Raw genomic sequence first — 17,755 nt, 5'->3', positions numbered from 1 at the left:
CCCCCAGCATGCCTCCACACACGACACAGGGCGGAACACGTGCGACTCGGACGCGGGCGGAACAGCGGTGCAGACGGCCCTGACGTCCCCGGGCGCTCGCGCCGGGCCCAGACCCCCCAGCGGCCGGGCCGCGCCGCCGCCGACCCGAGGCGGCGCCAGCGTGTCGTCTCCACCGCGACGGTCACCGTCCTCGGCGCCGGTCTCGTCGTCGCCGGGGTGCTGTACGACGGCGTCGCCACCGCGGACGTCGACCTCAACGACGGCGGGGTGTGGGTGACGAGCCAGGAGCACATGCGCCTGGGCCGCCTCAACAGCCAGGTCCAGCTCCTCGACGGTGGGCTCGCCGCCCGCAGCGCGAGCTTCGACGTCCTCCAGGAGGGCGGCGACGTCTTCCTCGTCGACGAGGGCACCGGCGTCCTCCAGCAGGTCGACCCCGCTACCGTCCTCACGACGACGACCGTCTCCCTGCCCGGTCCGCGCCAGATCGAGATGGCCGGCGACACCCTCGCCGTCCTCGACTCCCGCAGCGGCCAGCTCCACACCGCGCCCGTCCTCGGCGCCGGCGGACTCGCCGACGAGGAGCGCGAGGCGACGGCCGGGCTCGGTGCCAACGCCGTCATCGCCGTCGGCGTGGACGGCACGACCTACGGCGTCTCCCCGGGCGACGCCACGCTCGTCACCATCCCCGCCGGCTTCGACCCCGAGGGCGAGGAGGAGCCCGCCGTCGCCGAGCTCGGCATCGACCCCGCGCGCCTCACCGACGCCGAGATCCAGGTGAGCGCGGTCGGCGACGAGCCGGTCGTGCTCGTGCGCGACGAGCAGGACCGCGTCACGCTCCTGCGGCCCGGGACCGAGCCGCTCGAGCTCGCCGACGTCGCCGACACCGCCCAGGTGGCCCTCCAGGCGCCGTCCGCCGCCGCCCGCGACGTCGTCCTCGCCGCCCGGGACGGGCTCGTCCGCGTGCCCCTCGGCCGCGGGGAGCCGAGCGTCGACCGCGTCTCCCAGCCGGGCACACCGACCGAGCCGGTGGTCGTCGCCGGCTGCAGCCACGGCGCCTGGGCCGGCGGCACCGGGGTCTACCAGTCCCGCTGCGGGAACGGTGAGGTCGTCGAGCAGCCCATCGACAAGACCCTCACCGACGCGCGGCTCGTCTTCCGCGTCAACCGCGACGTCGTCGTCCTCAACGACCTCGTCGCCGGCACCGTGTGGCTGGTCAAGGACGCGATGGAGATCGTCGAGAACTGGGACGACGTCGTCCCGCCGCAGGCGGCGAGCGACGACGAGGAGGAGTCCCAGCAGCAGATCGAGGAGCAGCTCCCGCTCGACCGCGAGCAGGAGAACCGCGACCCGATCGCCCAGGACGACGAGCTCGGCGTGCGCGCCGGGTCGACGACCGTCCTCGAGGTGCTCGCCAACGACACCGACCCCGACGGCGACCTCCTCACCGTCTCCTCCTTCGACGCGCCGGCCGAGTCCTTCGGCACCGTCCGCCCGATCATGGGCGGGCGCGCGCTGCAGATCGCGGTCGCCGACGGCGCGAGCGGCGCCGCCGCCATGCGCTACTCGGTGAGCGACGGGCGCGGCGGGGAGGCCGAGGCCGTCGCCCGCGTCACCGTCGTGCCCGCGGAGGCGAACCGGCCACCGGAGCAGGTGCGCCCGGCGACCCTCACGCTCGTGTCGGGCGCGACCGGCAGCGTCAACGTCCTCGACACCGTCATGGACCCCGACGGCGACGAGCTCGTCGTCGTCGGTGCGACCGCCACCACCGACGACATCGTCCGCTTCACGCCCGACGGCGCCGTGACCTTCGTCGACTCCGGCGTGACCCCCGGCATCAAGCCGGTGACGGTCGAGGTCTACGACGGCACGGACACCGCCGAGGTCGAGCTCGACGTCGACGTCCGTCCGGAGGGTGCCCTCCCGCCCGTGCCGGTCTTCGACTTCGTCACCGCCATCGCCGGGGAGGAGACCGTCGTCGAGCCGCTGGCCAACGACACCGACCCGGGCGGCGAGGCGGAGCCGCTGCGCCTGGCCGACGTCCAGCAGGTGCCCGGCGCGCAGGTCGTCCCCGACTACGACGCCGGCGCCTTCCGCTTCTCCGCGGACACCGCACAGACGTACTACCTCACCTACATCGTGGTCAACGACGCCGGTGCCTCGGCCACCGGCCTCATCCGCGTCGACGTGCGCGAGCCCGCCGAGGCGGCGCCGGTCGCCGTCCAGGACGTCGGCCTGCTGCCCGCCGGGGGCCAGGTGCTCGTCGACGTCCTCGCCAACGACGAGGACCCCAGCGGTGAGCTCCTCGCCGTGCGGCAGGTCGACGTGCCGGAGGACTCCGGGCTCACCGTCGCCGTCCTCGAGCACCGGATCCTCAAGATCACCGCGAGCCAGGATGTCCAGACGACCCAGCGCCTCACGTACGAGGTGTCCAACGGCGAGTCGAGCGCGACCGGCGAGGTCGTCGTCATGCAGGTGCCGCCCGACTCGCTCGTCCAGCCCCCGGTCGCCCAGGCCGACGTCGCCAACGTCCGCGCCGGCGACTTCGTCACCATCCCCGTGCTGTCCAACGACTCCCACCCGGCGGGCCTGGAGTTCGAGCTGTCGCCCGAGCTCGTCGAGGAGCCGCAGGCCGGGCACCTCTTCGCCTCCGGGGACACGCTGCGCTTCCGCGCGCCGGAGCAGCCGCAGACCATCAACGCGGTCTACGAGGTCGTCGACGAGGCCGACCAGCGCGCCTCCGCCCAGGTGACGATCTACGTCCAGGCCGACGACGGCGAGCGCAACGCCCCGCCGCAGCCGCTTCCCATCGAGTCGCGCGCCTTCGCCGGCGAGCGGGTGCGCATCCAGGTCCCGCTCTTCGGCATCGACCCCGACGGCGACTCCGTCCAGCTCCTCGGCGCCGACCGGGCGCCGACGAAGGGGCGCATCGTCGAGGTCGGCCCCACGTACATCGACTACGAGGCCTACTCCCGCTCGACCGGGACCGACACCTTCACCTACGCCGTGCGCGACCGCATGGGCACCTACGCCTCGGCGACGGCGCGCGTCGCCGTCGTCCCCCCGCCCGAGCTCAACCGCCCGCCGCAGGCGGTCGACGACGAGGTGCTCGTCAGGCCCGGCCGCATCGTCGACTTCGACCCGCTCGTCAACGACACCGACCCGGACGGTGACCCGCTCTACCTCGGTGACCCCGCCTTCGACGAGGTCGAGGAGCTCGAGGTCGAGCAGCTCGACAGCGGGCGCCTGCGCATCACCACCCCCGAGCAGGAGGGCACCTTCGTGCTGCCCTACCACGTGAGCGACCAGCGCGGTGGCACCTCGACGGGCATCATCACCGTCAGCGTCTCGGCCGACGCGCCGCTGCAGGCCCCGGTCGCCGTCGACGACCTCGTCCGGGCGATCACCATCCTCGACCAGGAGCGGGTGACGATCCCGGTCCTCGACAACGACTTCGACCCGGACGGCACCCGTGAGGACCTCACGGTCGGCCTCGAGGGCTCCCCCGAGAACGCGCGGGTGGTCGACAACGAGGTGCAGGTCGACGTCCAGGCGTCCCGCCAGGTGCTCACCTACTCGGTGACCGACCTCGACGGCCTCACGTCCTACGCCTTCGTCGACGTCCCCGGCCTGGAGGACTCCGGGCCGGTGCTGCGCACCGACGTCGACCCCATCGTCGTCGCGACGGGGGAGACCCGCGAGCTCGAGCTCGCGGACTACGTCATCGCCCCGAGCGGCAAGGAGGTCCGGCTCACCGACGCGGAGAAGGTGCGCGCGACGAACTCCGACGGCAGCTCGCCCGTCGTCGGCCCGACGACGCTCACCTTCACCTCCGCGCCCACCTACGCGGGGCCGGCGACCCTCACCTTCGAGGTGACCGACGGCGAGAGCGCCGAGGACCCGGAGGGCCTCACGGCGGTGCTCACCCTGGACATCACCGTCGAGTCCACCGAGAACACCCCGCCGACCTTCGACGGCGCCGCGATCGAGGTCGTGCCCGCCGAGGGGCCGGTCGGGCTCAACCTGCGCCAGCTGTCGGAGGACCCGGACACGGGCGACTTCAACCAGCTGCGCTACGAGCTCACCGGGGTGCCCGAGGGGATCGACGCGAGCCTGGACGGCCCCAACCTCACGGTCTCCGCGCCCGTCGACACCCCGCGCGGGACGGCGGGCAACATCGAGCTCACCGTCTCGGACTCCAAGGCCGAGCCGGTGCCCGGCGTCGTCGAGGTGACCGTGGCGGCGTCCAACCGGCGCCTCGCGTCGGTCAACGACGTCGACCTCGGGGAGATCGAGCAGGGCGAGTCGGAGTCGGTCGACGTCCTCCGGGGCGCCTTCAACCCCTTCCCCGGCGAGCCGCTCACCGTCGTCGGGGCGCGCAGCGAGACCGGTGGGCCCGAGCCCGTCACGAACGGCGACACGGTCACCGTCACCGCTGGAGCCGACTTCGTGGGCCGCGCCGCTGTGCGCTTCACCGTCCAGGACGCGACGGGTGACCCGCTGCGCGACGTCGAGGGCCGCATCTCCTACTCCGTCATCGGTGTCCCCGAGCGCCCCGCGCCCCCGCGCGTCGAGGAGGTGCGCGACCGGACGGTCGTCCTCACCTGGTCCGCCCCCGCGGACAACGGCGCCCCGATCACCGGGTACCGCGTCGAGGCCAACGGCGTGAGCCAGCAGTGCCCGACGACGACGTGCACCATCGGCGGCCTCACCAACGACGTCGAGTACACCTTCACGGTGACGGCGACCAACAAGGTCGGCGACTCCGAGCCCTCGGGTCCGTCCGCGGTCGCGCGCCCCGACGTCAAGCCCGAGCGCCCCGCGGCGCCGACCCTCACCTTCGGGGACGGCCAGCTCGAGGTGGACTGGACGACGCCGGTCAGCCGCGGCTCGGACGTCACCTCCTACGACCTGCAGATCGCCCCGTCACCGGGTGGCGGGCAGATCTCGGTGAGCGGCAACTCCCACACGTGGAGCGGTCTGCAGAACGGGCAGTCCTACACCGTGCGCGTGCGCGCCCACAACGACGCCCCCGACCCCAGCGAGTGGTCGGAGTGGTCGGCCCCGGAGGTGCCGGCCGGCAAGCCCGAGCAGCCGGTCGCGCCGGTCGCCCAGCGCGTCGACTCCCCGGTCAACGCCCAGATCACCGCCTCGTGGTCACCGCCGGCGAACAACGGCGACGCGATCGCGTCCTACGACGTCGTCATCCGCCGTGACGGGTCCGCCTTCAAGTCCTTCACGGTGCCCGGGGGCCAGACCTCCTTCACCGAGGACGCGCCGGCCGGCAGTGACTACACGGTGACCGTGGCCGCGACGAACAAGGCCGGGACCTCCCCGGTGAGCCCGCCGTCGGCGTCCGTGCGGTCCTTCCTCCAGCCCGACCGTGTCCCGAGCGTCACCGCGCAGGCCACCGGGAGCGACGGCCAGGTCCAGCTCGCCCACCAGAACCCCGCCGACAACGGTGACCCGATCCGCCGCTTCGAGGTGAGCGTCAACGGCGGCGGGTGGAGCCAGCTCGCCTCGAACAAGCTCATCACCGGCCTCAACGACGGCTCGAGCTACACGTTCTCGGTGCGTGCCTGCAACACCTACTGCGGTGAGGCCAGCCCGGCCTCGGCGGCGGCCGTGCCCTACGGCCCCTTCGGGCAGGCGACGATGACCGCGCAGCGGCACGGTGCCCACAACACCTACGTCGATACCGTCACCGAGCAGCCGGGTGCGACGTTCAGGTGGACCACGCCCGACGGCAACGGGCGAGAGGTGACCAGCGTCCAGCTGAAGATCGGCAACGGCGGCTGGGAGAACGTCCCGGCCAACGGCAGCCGCAAGGTCGACGGCGACTGGGGCACCACCTACGAGGCCCAGATCCGGGCCCAGCGGGCCGACGGCGAGGTGCGGACGGCGAACGCCTCCGTGCGGACCATCGACGCACCGGTCCGCCGCCCGCCCCCGCCCCCGCCGGACCCGAGCGTCCGGATGCTCAAGGGCGACGCCACGCGCCAGCCGTCGTGCACCCACAGCTCGTGCGCATTCCTCAAGTTCTCGTGGGCGGACATGCCGAGCGGCACCTACACCGTGCGGTTCACGGCGTCCAACGAGCCCGGTGACGGCACCTGGCGGACCTACACCCGCTCGCTCTCCGGCTCCGGCAGCTGGCAGAGCGGCACCTTCCGCGGACAGCCCGGGGAGCGCGTGGGGGTGTGCGTCACCGGCAACGGTGTCAACGCCTGCGACACGATCACCTGGTAGCCCGAACGACCTTCCCGCACGCCGCCCAGACACACGGAGCCCGCATGACCGCGACCGAGCAGCAGACCACGATGACGCCCGACCAGGCGGCGTGGTTCGCCGACACCTTCGAGAGGATCGTCTCCGCCGTCGGCGGGGCCGTCGTCGGCAAGGCGGGCGTCATCCGGCTCGTCGTCACGACGATGCTCAGCGGCGGCCACGTGCTCCTCGAGGACGTCCCCGGGACGGGCAAGACCCAGCTCGCGCGCTCGCTCGCCGCGGCCGTGCAGACGACGAGCTCGCGGATCCAGTTCACCCCGGACCTGCTGCCCTCCGACGTCACCGGGGTGTCGATCCTCGACCCGAAGACCCAGCAGTTCGAGTTCCACAAGGGCCCGATCTTCGCCTCCGTCGTCCTCGCCGACGAGATCAACCGCGCCTCGCCGAAGACGCAGTCCGCACTCCTGGAGGTCATGGAGGAGGGGCGCGTCACCTTCGACGGCGTGCCCTACGACGTCGGGCGCCCGTTCATCGTGCTCGCCACCCAGAACCCCGTCGAGCAGGCCGGCACCTACCGCCTGCCCGAGGCGCAGCTGGACCGCTTCCTCATGAAGACCTCGGTCGGCTACCCGGACCACAACGCGACGGTGAGCATCCTCGCCGCCGCCTCCACCCGGGACCGGGCGGGCGGCGTCACGCCGGTCATCACGGGCGCTGCCGTCGTCGAGATGATCGAGCTCGCCGGCACCGTCCACGTCGACGCCGCCGTCCTCGAGTACGTCTCCCGCGTGGTCGCCGAGACCCGCCGGGCGGAGAACGTCACCATCGGTGTCAGCGTCCGCGGCGCGATCTCCCTCATCCGCGCCGCCAAGACGTGGGCCGCCGCGCACGGACGCAACTACGTCGTCCCCGACGACATCAAGGACCTCGCCGAGCCGGTCCTCGCCCACCGCATCGTGCTCGACGCCGAGGCGGAGTTCGAGGGGGCGACGGCGGCCGGTGCGATCCGCGGCGTCCTCGCCGAGATCGCCCCGCCCACCCGCCGCGGCGGCGACCAGTAAGCCGTGAGCGAGCCCTCCACCACCACCCGAGGCCGCGCCGCCCTCTCCGGACGACTCGCGGAGACGAGCGCGCTGCGGTCCCTGGTCGACCGCACCCGCGCCCCCCGGCTCGGGATCGGGCGCGCCGCCAAGGCGGTGAGCGTCGCCGGCTGGGCGGTGCTCGCCGTCGGGCTCCTCGCCTGGGTCGCCGGGCGCCGCCTCGGCTGGGTCGAGCTCGTCGTCCTCGGCGCCACGCTCGTCACGACCTTCGTCGCGGCGCTCGTCTTCACCCTCGGCCGCCACCCCTACGAGGTGAGCCTGCGCCTGAGCGACCGGCGCGTCGTCGTCGGGGAGCGGGCGATGGCGGGGGTCACCGTCCGCAACGCCGCCGCGCACCCGGTGCTGCCCGCCCGCGTCGAGCTGCCCGTCGGCGCCGCCGAGGTCGGCTTCCACCTGCCCGGCCTCGGTGCCGGTGAGGACCACGAGGAGATCTTCGCGATCCCCACGAGCCGGCGCAGCGTCATCCAGGTCGGTCCGGTCCGCACCGTCCGCGGCGACCCGCTCGGGCTCATGCGCCGCGGCGTCGCCTGGGGCGACCCGCAGGAGCTCTACGTCCACCCGCGCACCGTCGTGCTCAGCTCCTCCGCCGCCGGCTTCATCCACGACCTCGAGGGCAAGCCGACCCGTGACGTCACGAGCGCCGACCTGTCCTTCCACGCCCTGCGCGAGTACGTCCCCGGCGACGACCGCCGCTACGTCCACTGGCGCACCTCCGCCCGCGCCGGCAAGCTCATGGTCCGCCAGTTCGAGGAGACCCGCCGCTCCCACCTCGTCGTCGGGATGAGCCGAAACGAGCGCGACTACGCCGAGGACGAGGAGTTCGAGACCGCCGTCTCCACCCTCGGCTCCCTCGCCCTCCAGGCGATGCGCGAGGAGAAGGACCTCACCACCCTCACCAGTCACGAGACCCTGCGCGCCGTCTCCGCTGGCCAGTACCTCGACGCCCTCACCCGCGTCGAGCGTGACGGTGGCCCCACCGGCGTGCTGTCGATCGCCCACCAGATCAGCCGGGAGGTCGAGCGCGCCTCGATGGTCGTCCTCGTGTGCGGCTCCACCGTCACCCCAGAGCAGATCCGGGCCGCCGGCGCCGTCCTGCCCGTGGACGCGCGCGCCTTCGCCGTCCAGGTGGTCGCCGGCGCCGAGACGGCCGTCCACACTGTCGGCGTCGTCACCGTCCTCACGATCGGCGAGCTCTCCGAGCTGCGCCGCGGATTCCGGAAGGCCGAGCGCCGGTGAGCGACTACCTCGCGCTGCTGCGCGCCCGCTGGGTCGACGTCCTCGTCCCCGTCGGGCTCGTCCTGCTCGCCCTCGTCCCGCTCGTGCCCGTCTACGGCAGCGGCCGCCTCGTCGCGGCCGCGCTCGGCGGAGCGGTGCTCGGCACCCTGGTCGCCACGCTCGGCGCGTGGCGCCGCTGGACCACCCTCACCGTGGTCGCCGCCACCCTCGGCGCGACCGTCCTCGGGTCCTCCCTCGGCGCCCCGACGACGGCGCTGGCCGGGATCGTCCCCACCCCCCAGACGCTGGGGGCGGTCGGCAGCGGCGCGGTGACGTCGTGGAAGCAGGTCGTCACCCTCGCCCCGCCGCTCGGGGCGGTGGGCACCACGCTCACCGCGCCCTACCTCCTCGCCCTGCTCGCCACGCTCGTCGCGGTGACGGTCTCGCTGCGCACCCGCCGGCCCGCGTGGGCGCTCCTCGCGCCCGCCGTCGTCCTCGCCGGAGCCATCCTCCTCGGCACGGCCCGTGAAGTTCTCGCGCTCCCGCTCGCCCTCGTCGGCGCCCTCACCGGGCTGCTGTGGGCGACGTGGCGCACCGGCCGGCTGCAGCAGGGACGCCCCGTGGCGGTCCTCGTCCTCGTCGCGGTCGCCGCGGCCGGCGGCACCGGCGTCGGGCTCCTCGCCCCCGGTGACACCCACCGCGTCGTCCTGCGCGAGATCATCGAGCCGCCGCTCGACCCGCACGACTACCCCAGCCCGCTCGCCGGCTTCCGCTCCTACCTCAAGGACCACCGCGAGGACACGATCCTCACGGTGACCGGACTGCCCGCCGGGGCGCCGGTGCGGCTGGCGACGATGGACGCCTACGACGGCACCACCTGGGCCGTCGCGGGCAGCGCGGACGGCAACGCCGCCGGCTCGGGCACCTTCACCCGGATCGGGGAGCGCGTCGAGGCCACCGTGCCCGACGACGCGACGACGGTCGAGGTGGAGCTCGGCGAGTACGCCGGGGTGTGGCTGCCGACGGTGGGCCGCACCTACGACGTCGAGTTCGCCGGCCCGGACGCGACCGAGACCGCCCGCAACCTCTACTTCAACCGCGCCTCGTCCACCGGCATCGTCACGAGCGGCCTGCGCGGCGGCGACAGCTACTCCCTGCTCGCCACGCCCGTCGTCGAGCCGCCCGTCAGCGCGCTCGAGGGCGCGCCGCTCGGCCGCGTCGACCAGCCCGAGCTGTCCGGGGTCCCGGAGATGGTCATCGCCGAGGCGTCGTCGATGATCGCGGCCGCCGAGACGCCGCTCGCGCGGGTCCAGGCCCTCGTCGGCAGCCTGCAGGAGGGCTACTTCTCCCACGGCCTCGAGGGCGACGCGCCCTCCCTCGCCGGCCACGGCGCCGCCCGGCTCGCCCAGATGGTCACCGAGGAGCTCATGATCGGGGACGAGGAGCAGTACGCGGCGCTCATGGGCCTCCTCGGCCGCGCCGTCGGCCTGCCCACCCGGGTGGTCATGGGTTTCGTGCCGGAGGCGGCGGGCGGCAGCGGCCCGGTGGAGATCACCGGCGACGACGTCACCGCCTGGGTCGAGGTCGCCTTCGAGGACCACGGCTGGGTGCCCTTCTACCCGACGCCGGACGAGGACCGCATCCCGCAGGTCGAGGAGCCCGAGCCGCAGGACCGCCCGCAGCCGCAGGTGCTCCAGCCGCCGCCACCCGCCCAGGAGCCGCCCGACGCGCCGCCGATGGACCGCGACGAGGTCGACGCCGACGAGGAGGACGTCCCCGAGGACGAGCCGCTGAGCTACACCCTGCTCATCGTCCTCGGCGTGGGGGTCTCGCTCCTCGTCCTCCTCCTGCCGCTCCTCCTCATCGTCCTGCTCAAGGTGCTGCGCCGGCGCCGGCGCCGCACCCGCGGCAGCGGCTCCGGCCGCGTCGCCGGCGGCTGGGACGAGGTCGTCGACCGCGCCCGTGACCTCGGTGTCCCGGTCACCGGGTCGGGCACCCGCCACGAGCAGGCCCGGGAGCTCGAGGACAGCCTCGCCGGCGGGCGCAGCACCCGGCGCCGCGGCACGCGGCCGGTGGACGTCTCCGGGCTCGACGCCGGCTCGCTCGCCCGGCACGCCGACGCCGGCGTCTTCGGCCCGGTGCTGCCGGACGAGGGTGCTGTCACCGGGTACTGGGAGCACGTCCAGTCCACCGAGGGCCGCCTGCGCCGGGCCGTGGGCCGGCGCCGCTGGCTACGCTCACGGGTCTCGCTCACCTCACTGCGAAAGGGCCGCTGATGCGGATCAAGCTCACGCTGCTGCGCACCGCCGCCGAGCCGGCCGACCTCGCGGTCACCGTCGACGGCACCGCCACGGTCGCCGAGCTCGCGCGCGCGCTCGCCGAGACCGACCCCGTCCCCACGCTGCTGTCCGAGCAGGAGCGGCGCGAGCTCACCCTGCGCGTCCACGGCACCCCCGGCTCGGAGGACCGCTCCACCCGGCTGCTGCTGCCCGAGGACGCCGCCGCCGAGACGGTCCGCTCCGGCTCGGTCGTCTCCCTCGCGCAGGCCGCGGCCCGCTTCGACGGCGCCGGCGGGGACCTGCCCGCCGCCGCGCGCCTCACCGTCATCGACGGCCCCGACGCCGGCCTGGAGGTCACCCTCCCGGAGGGCACCTCGATCATCGGCCGCGGCAAGGGCTGCGACGTGCGGCTCTCGGACCCCACGGTCTCCAAGGAGCACGCGCGCCTCGCCGTCACCGACATCATCGAGGTCGTCGACCTGCGCAGCGCCAACGGCCTGCTCATGGGCGACGGCCTCGTCCAGCGGGCCGCGCTGCTCCCGGAGGACACCGTCACCCTCGGGGACACGACGATCCGCGTCACCCGCATCGCCGCGAGCCGCCACGCGGCGCCCGGCGCCGCGCACGTCGAGTTCAACCGCTCCCCGCGCCTGGCACCGGTCTACGCGGGGGAGGAGCGCGACGCCCCCAAGCCGCCCGAGCCGCCGAAGCCGGCGAAGTTCCCCTTCGTCATCCTCATGATCCCGCTCCTCATGGCGCCCGTGTTCATCTACTTCGGCCGCGGCGCCCTGGGCCTGGTGTTCATGGCGATGATGCCGCTCATGGTCGTGGGCAACTACCTCGACAAGCGGACGACGAACAAGCGCGAGTACCGGGCCGCCATCGAGCAGTTCGGCCAGTCGGTCGACGCGATGCGCGCCGAGCTCGAGGCCGAGCGCGAGCGGGAGCGGGTGACACGGCTGGGGGAGTCGCCGGCCGTCCAGGACATCCGCGGCTCCGTGCTCGCCCTCGAGCCGCTCCTGTGGACCCGCCGGCCCGAGCACGACGCCTACCTCGACCTGCGCCTGGGCCTGGGCACGCTGCCCTCGCGCAACGAGGTCTCGCTGCCCGCGCGCAACGCCGCCATCCCCGAGCACTGGGAGATGGTCGCGGCCCTGCGGGAGGACTTCCGGGAGGTCGACGGGGTCCCCGCCACCGTCCAGCTGCGCGAGAGCGGCGCGCTCGGCCTCGCCGGGCCGCGCCACGTCCTGGACGACGTCGCCCGCGCGGCCGTCGCCCAGCTCGTCACCCTTCACTCCCCGGCCGAGCTCGTCCTCACCGTCGCGACCTCCGCCGCGAGCGCGGCGCGCTGGGACTGGACGAAGTGGCTGCCGCACGTCGGCTCGGTGCACTCCCCGCTCGACGGCGCGCACGTCGGGTCCAACCAGGCCGGGGTCATCCAGCTCGTCGGCCGGATCGAGGGGCTCCTCGACGCGCGCCGCCGCGCGGCCGGGGCCTCCCGTACGCTCCAGCTGCCCACCGTCGTCCTCCTCGTCGAGGACGACGCCCCCATCGAGCGCGGGCGGCTCGTGCGGATCGCGGAGGAGGGGCCCGCCGTCGGGATCCACGTCCTGTGGTGCGCCCCCGCGCAGGAGCGCCTGCCCGCCGTGTGCCGCACCTTCGTCACCGTCTCGACGGCGGCGGACGGCGCGACGGCCGGCTACGTCCAGCAGGGCGCCGCGATCCGCCCGCTCGCGTGCGACACGGCGAGCGAGGACCAGGTCCTCGCCCTGGCCAAGCACCTCGCCGCCGTCGTCGACGCCGGCGCGCCCGTCGACGACGCCTCCGACCTGCCCGCCCGCGTCTCCTACCTCGGTCTTGTCGGCCCGGAGACGGCGGAGGGGCCCGCCGCCACCCTCGAGCGCTGGCGCGAGAACGGGTCGCTCGTCCCGCGTGACGGCACCCCGCCCCAGCGGCGCCGCCACGACGCCAACCTCCGGGCGCTCATCGGCCAGGCGGCCACCGAGCCCTTCACCCTCGACCTGCGCACCCAGGGCCCCCACGCGCTCGTCGGCGGCACGACCGGTGCGGGCAAGTCGGAGTTCCTCCAGTCCTGGGTGCTCGGCATGGCCGCCGCGCACAGCCCGGACCGGGTGACCTTCCTCTTCGTCGACTACAAGGGCGGCTCGGCCTTCGCCGACTGCGTCGACCTGCCCCACACGGTCGGCCTCGTCACCGACCTGTCCCCGCACCTCGTGCGCCGCGCGCTCACCTCCCTGCGCGCGGAGCTGCACTTCCGCGAGCACCTCCTCAACCGCAAGGGGGCCAAGGACCTCCTCGCGCTCGAGCGGACCGGGGACCCGGAGTGCCCGCCGAGCCTCATCATCATCGTCGACGAGTTCGCGGCGCTCGCCACCGAGGTGCCCGAGTTCGTCGACGGCGTCGTCGACGTCGCCCAGCGCGGCCGCTCCCTGGGCCTGCACCTCGTCCTCGCGACGCAGCGCCCCGCCGGCGTCATCAAGGACAACCTGCGCGCCAACACCAACCTGCGCGTCGCGCTGCGGATGAACGACGAGTCCGACTCCAAGGACGTCCTCGGGCTGCCCGTTGCCGCCGGCTTCGACCCGTCCCTGCCCGGACGCGGCGCCGCCCGCACCGGCCCGGGCCGGGTGACGATGTTCCAGACCGGCTACGCCGGCGGCCGCTCGACGACGGCGCGCCCCAAGCCGCAGGTCGAGGTCGAGACCCTCGCGATGGGCGCCGGCACCCGCTGGGAGCGGCCAGAGAAGCCCGAGGAGCTCGAGACCGGTCCCGCCGACGAGGGGCCCACCGACATCCGGCGGGTGGTCGACTCGATCCGCGCCGCCGCCCTCGGCGCCGCGGTGCCCGAGCCGCGCAAGCCGTGGCTGCCCACCCTCGCCGAGGTCCAGGACCTGTCCGCGCTCCACCCGCGCACCGACTCCGCGCTGCCCCTCGGCGTCGTCGACGACCCCGCCCACCAGCGCCAGGTCACGACGTACTACCGTCCCGACGTCGACGGCAACATCGCCTTCTACGGCGCCAGCGGGTCGGGGAAGTCGACGGCGCTGCGCACCCTCGCCATCGCCGCCGGCATCACCCCCAAGGGCGGCCCGGTCCAGGTGTACGCGATGGACTTCTCCTCCGGTGGGCTCGCCGCCCTCGAGGGGCTGCCGCACGTGGGCTCGGTCATCGACGGCGACGACGCCGAGCGCGTCCAGCGCCTGCTGCGCCAGCTGCGCGAGACCGTCGAGGAGCGCTCGGCGCGCTACGCCGCCGCCCGCGCCAGCACGATCGAGGAGTACCGCGAGATCGCCGGCCGCCCCGACGAGCCCCGCATCCTCCTCCTCATCGACGGCTACGGGGCCTTCCGCAGCGAGTGGGAGTCCGTGGGCGCCCGCATGCCCTACTACCAGCTCTTCCTCCAGCTCCTCGTCGACGGCCGCGGGGCCGGGGTGCACGTCGTCGTCACCGCCGACCGTGCCGGGTCCATCCCGTCCTCGGTGGCCGGCAGCCTCCCGCGCAAGGTCGTCATGCGGCAGGTCGACGCCAACGCCTACGCGATGCTCGGGGCTCCCAAGGACGTCCTGGACGAGTCCTCCCCGCCCGGGCGCGCCATCGCCGGGGGGCTGGAGATGCAGGTCGCCGTGCTCGGGGGATCGCCCAACCTCGCCGAGCAGGTCCGCGCGATCGAGAAGCTCGCCGGCACCCTGCGGCGCGCCGGGGTGCCGGAGGCGCCCGCGGTGCGCCGCCTGCCCGAGCTCGTCCCGGCCGACACGATGCCCCGGGACCTCGCCGGGCTGCCCGTCGTCGGGGTCGCCGACGACTCCCTCGAGCCGGTCGGCGTCGAGGCGCTGGGGACCTTCCTGCTCGCCGGGCCGCCGCAGTCCGGGCGGACCAACGCCCTGCACTGGCTCGTCAGCTCGGTCCGGCGCGCCCACCCCGAGGCCCGGTTCCTCTACTTCGGGGCCCGGCGCTCCGCGCTGCGCGGCCTGGACCTGTGGGAGCAGGCGGCCACCGGGGCCGCGGACGTCGCCGAGCTCGCCAAGGCGGTCGTCGCCGAGCTCAAGGAGCCGCCGCCGGAGGGGCAGGTGGGGACCGTCGTCGTCATCGAGGCGCTGTCGGACTTCCTCACCACGCCCGCGGACGCGCCGCTCGTCGAGGTCATCAAGGCCGTCAAGCGCAACGAGCACTTCGTCATCGGCGAGGGCGACACGAGCACGTGGGGCGCGTCCTGGCCGCTCGTGTCGGAGATCCGCAACGGCCGCCGCGGCCTGGCGCTGCAGCCCGACCAGCTCGAGGGCGACACGCTCTTCCGCACCTCCTTCCCGCGCGTCCAGCGCAAGGAGTTCCCGGTGGGCCGCGGCATGCTCGTCGACAAGGCCAAGGTCCGCCGCGTCCAGCTCCCCCTCCTCGGCTGAGGAGAGGGGAGATCTCCCCATGGGTGAGGCGCGACAAGGTGGCGCCGCACCCGGTAGGAATGTCCCTGTGAGACCCCGCCGGTGGGCGGTGGGGAACCGAACCCGAAGGAGAATCCCGTGGCCAACATCAACGTGACCTACGAGGAGATGCGCAACGCCGCCACCTACCTGGTGAACGGCAAGGACGAGGTCCAGACGAAGCTCGCCGAGCTCAAGACCTACATCGAGAACCTCGTCAACTCCGGCTTCGTCACCGACCAGGCCTCCGGCGCGTTCAACGAGACCTACTCGAGCTTCACGACCAACGCCACCGAGGTCATCGAGAACCTCACCAACCTCGGGAACTACCTCACCGGCGCCGCCGACCAGATGCAGGCGACCGACGAGGCCCTCGCCGCCCAGGCGCGCGGCTGACCCAGACGTCTCCGCCGGGTACGGGCCCACGGGCCCGTACCCGGCGGTGTGCGTTGCACACACCACTGGAGAGGACGACGACGGTGCGCGAGGCGCTCCTGCCGCGGGCGGCGCTGCCCTACCTGGACGTGGCGGTCCCCGCGCACACCCACCACGCCGAGCTCGCCCCGCTGCGGCGCGAGGCGCTCGACGTCCTCGCCGCCGGGTACCGCTCCACCGGCCGGACCCTCCTCGGCGTGCTCGCCTCGGCACTGACGGCCGCGGGCGGCACCCTCCTCGCCGTGCTCCCGTGGCAGGACCTCCCCGCGGCGACGACGGCGCTGCTCGCCGTCGTCGGAGCGCTGCTCCTCGCTGCCGGGCTGTGGACCGCCGCCGCCGTCCTGCGCGCCGGCCGGCGCCTCACCGCGGCCGCCGCGGCGTGGCTGCGCGTGCCCGCCGCCGGCGCGAGCGACACCGACGCCGGCCGCCTGCTCGCCGTCCTGCGCTGGCGCGCCGCCCTCGCGGGCGTCGCCGCCGCGGCGGCCGTCGCGCTCACCGTCACCCTCGCCTGGGCGCTCGCGCGGTCCGGCACCCTCGGCGGTGCCTCCCTCGCCGCGAGTGGCACCCCCGCCGTGCCGGACCCGGCCCGCGCCGTCGTCATCGGGGCGCTCGCGGTGGCGGCGCTCACCGCCGCCGCGGTGGCCGTCGGCACCTTCGGGGGCGTCCGGGCGGTGCTCGAGGCGGCCTGGACGCGCCCCACCGTGGCGAGCGAGCTCGCGGCCGCACCACCGCACCCGGCGGGGTTCGCCCCGCCGCCTCCCGCGGCGCCGGTGCCCCGCTCGTCCCCGGGGGCGCTGCCGCGCCCGGCCGCTGCCGCCGTCCCGCCCGCACCGCTCGGCCCGCCGACCGTGGAGCTCGACCTGTCCTCGCTGCGTGCCGTCCTCGCCCGGCCGGAGGACGCCGTCCCGCACGGGGACGAGGACGCCGTCGAGGTCGTCCTGCCCGACGGCCGCCGCCTGCGCCCGGGCACCACGCTCGTCGGGCGCCGGCCCCAGGCCCGGCCCGAGGACCTCGTCGACGACCTCGTCGTCCTCACCGACCAGACCGTGACGAAGACGCACGCCGCCATCACCCTCGAGGACGGCCTGGTGCGCGTCGTCGACCGCGCGTCGACGAACGGTACGCTGCTCGAGGCCCCGGACGGGGCCCTCGTCCGCTGCCGGCCGTGGCAGGTCACGACGGTGCGGGTGCCCGCGATCATCTACCTGGGCCGGACCCGGCTGCACGTGCGGGCCGGTGCCGCCCGACGTCCGCTCGAGGTCGCCTGACATGCCGCTCACGCCCGCCGCCGCCCGCCCCTGGCTGGGGCCGGACTCCCGCAACCGTCCGTGGCCGGGCCACGGCGCGATGATGATCCGCCGCGCCGAGGCGCTCGGCGACCTCTCCGCCGCGCTCGGCTCGTGGCCCCGGCTCGGCCTCGCCGCCCTCGCCTGGGCGCTGGGCGCCGGGGGAGCGGTGCTCGTGGGACGGGGCGTCGCCGCCGGCGGCTCCGCCGCCGCGGGGATCGGGCTGCTCCTCGCCGCCACGGTGCTCGGTGGGGTCGTCGTCGCCACCGGGTCGGCGCTGGTCCGGGCGACCGCCGGCTGGTGGACGCTCGCCACCGCCGTCCGCGCCGACGGCGGGCGCGTCGACGCGACGACGGCGGACCCCGACACGCGACGTGCCCACGAGGAGGCGGTCACGGCCGACCGCACCTCCGGCGCGGGTGAGCTGTGGCGCCGGCCGCTGCTGCCGCGCACCCTCGCCGTCGTGCTCCTCACCGCGGCGGCGGTCGTCCTGGCGGTGCGCGCCGTCCTCGGCTACCCCGAGGCCTCGACCCCCTACGCCGCCGACGACGTGCGCGGGAAGTGGGTGACCCAGGTGCTCCTCGCGCTCGTGTGCCTGCTGCCCGCGCTCCTCACCGCCAGCGGCCTGCGCCGCGTGCACCGCGCCCGCATGCACCGGGCAACCCACGACGAGCCGGCCTCCGTCGACCCCGCCGTCGCGTCCCTCACGCCCGCCGTCGGCAGCGGCTCGATCGTCGTCGGCGGCCGGGTGCCGGGCGCGGCGCCCCCTCCGCCCGCCG

Annotated in this window: 7 protein-coding genes and 1 pseudogene; all 8 read left to right on the top strand. The window is 74.9% G+C overall.

The window, feature by feature from the left end; translation table 11 throughout:
• The first annotated feature begins 39 nt into the window (after positions 1-39).
• Positions 40-6,246 (top strand): Ig-like domain-containing protein, encoded by a 6,207-nt coding sequence (locus GD632_RS14050; RefSeq protein ID WP_152192845.1) that lies wholly within the window; start codon positions 40-42, stop codon positions 6,244-6,246.
• 44 nt (positions 6,247-6,290) lie between these two features.
• Positions 6,291-7,286 (top strand): AAA family ATPase, encoded by a 996-nt coding sequence (locus tag GD632_RS14045; RefSeq protein WP_152192844.1) that lies wholly within the window; start codon positions 6,291-6,293, stop codon positions 7,284-7,286.
• Positions 7,287-7,289: 3 nt separating this feature from the next.
• Positions 7,290-8,561 (top strand): DUF58 domain-containing protein, encoded by a 1,272-nt coding sequence (locus GD632_RS14040; protein ID WP_152192843.1) that lies wholly within the window; start codon positions 7,290-7,292, stop codon positions 8,559-8,561.
• Positions 8,558-10,816, top strand: a complete 2,259-nt coding sequence (locus GD632_RS14035) for a transglutaminase-like domain-containing protein (RefSeq protein WP_152192842.1) — start codon at positions 8,558-8,560, stop codon at positions 10,814-10,816. Before GD632_RS14040 ends, GD632_RS14035 begins: the two co-directional genes overlap by 4 nt.
• Positions 10,816-15,237: an FtsK/SpoIIIE domain-containing protein gene (locus tag GD632_RS14030; RefSeq protein ID WP_152192841.1), complete on the top strand. Its 4,422-nt coding sequence runs from the start codon at positions 10,816-10,818 to the stop codon at positions 15,235-15,237. Before GD632_RS14035 ends, GD632_RS14030 begins: the two co-directional genes overlap by 1 nt.
• Before the next feature lie 117 nt (positions 15,238-15,354).
• On the top strand, positions 15,355-15,651 hold the full coding sequence (locus tag GD632_RS14025) for a WXG100 family type VII secretion target (RefSeq protein WP_152192840.1): 297 nt from the start codon (positions 15,355-15,357) through the stop codon (positions 15,649-15,651).
• An 83-nt stretch (positions 15,652-15,734) separates the two neighbouring features.
• Positions 15,735-16,958 (top strand): FHA domain-containing protein, encoded by a 1,224-nt coding sequence (locus GD632_RS16420; RefSeq protein WP_152192839.1) that lies wholly within the window; start codon positions 15,735-15,737, stop codon positions 16,956-16,958.
• A gap of 1 nt (position 16,959) precedes the next feature.
• Positions 16,960-17,755 (top strand): annotated as a pseudogene (locus GD632_RS14015) (hypothetical protein); the annotation flags it as partial.

This window comes from Georgenia satyanarayanai (assembly GCF_009193135.1).
Lineage (GTDB): Bacteria > Actinomycetota > Actinomycetes > Actinomycetales > Actinomycetaceae > Oceanitalea > Oceanitalea satyanarayanai.
Note: the sequence above shows the minus strand (reverse complement) of the source record. Positions and strands in the feature narration are given on the sequence as shown.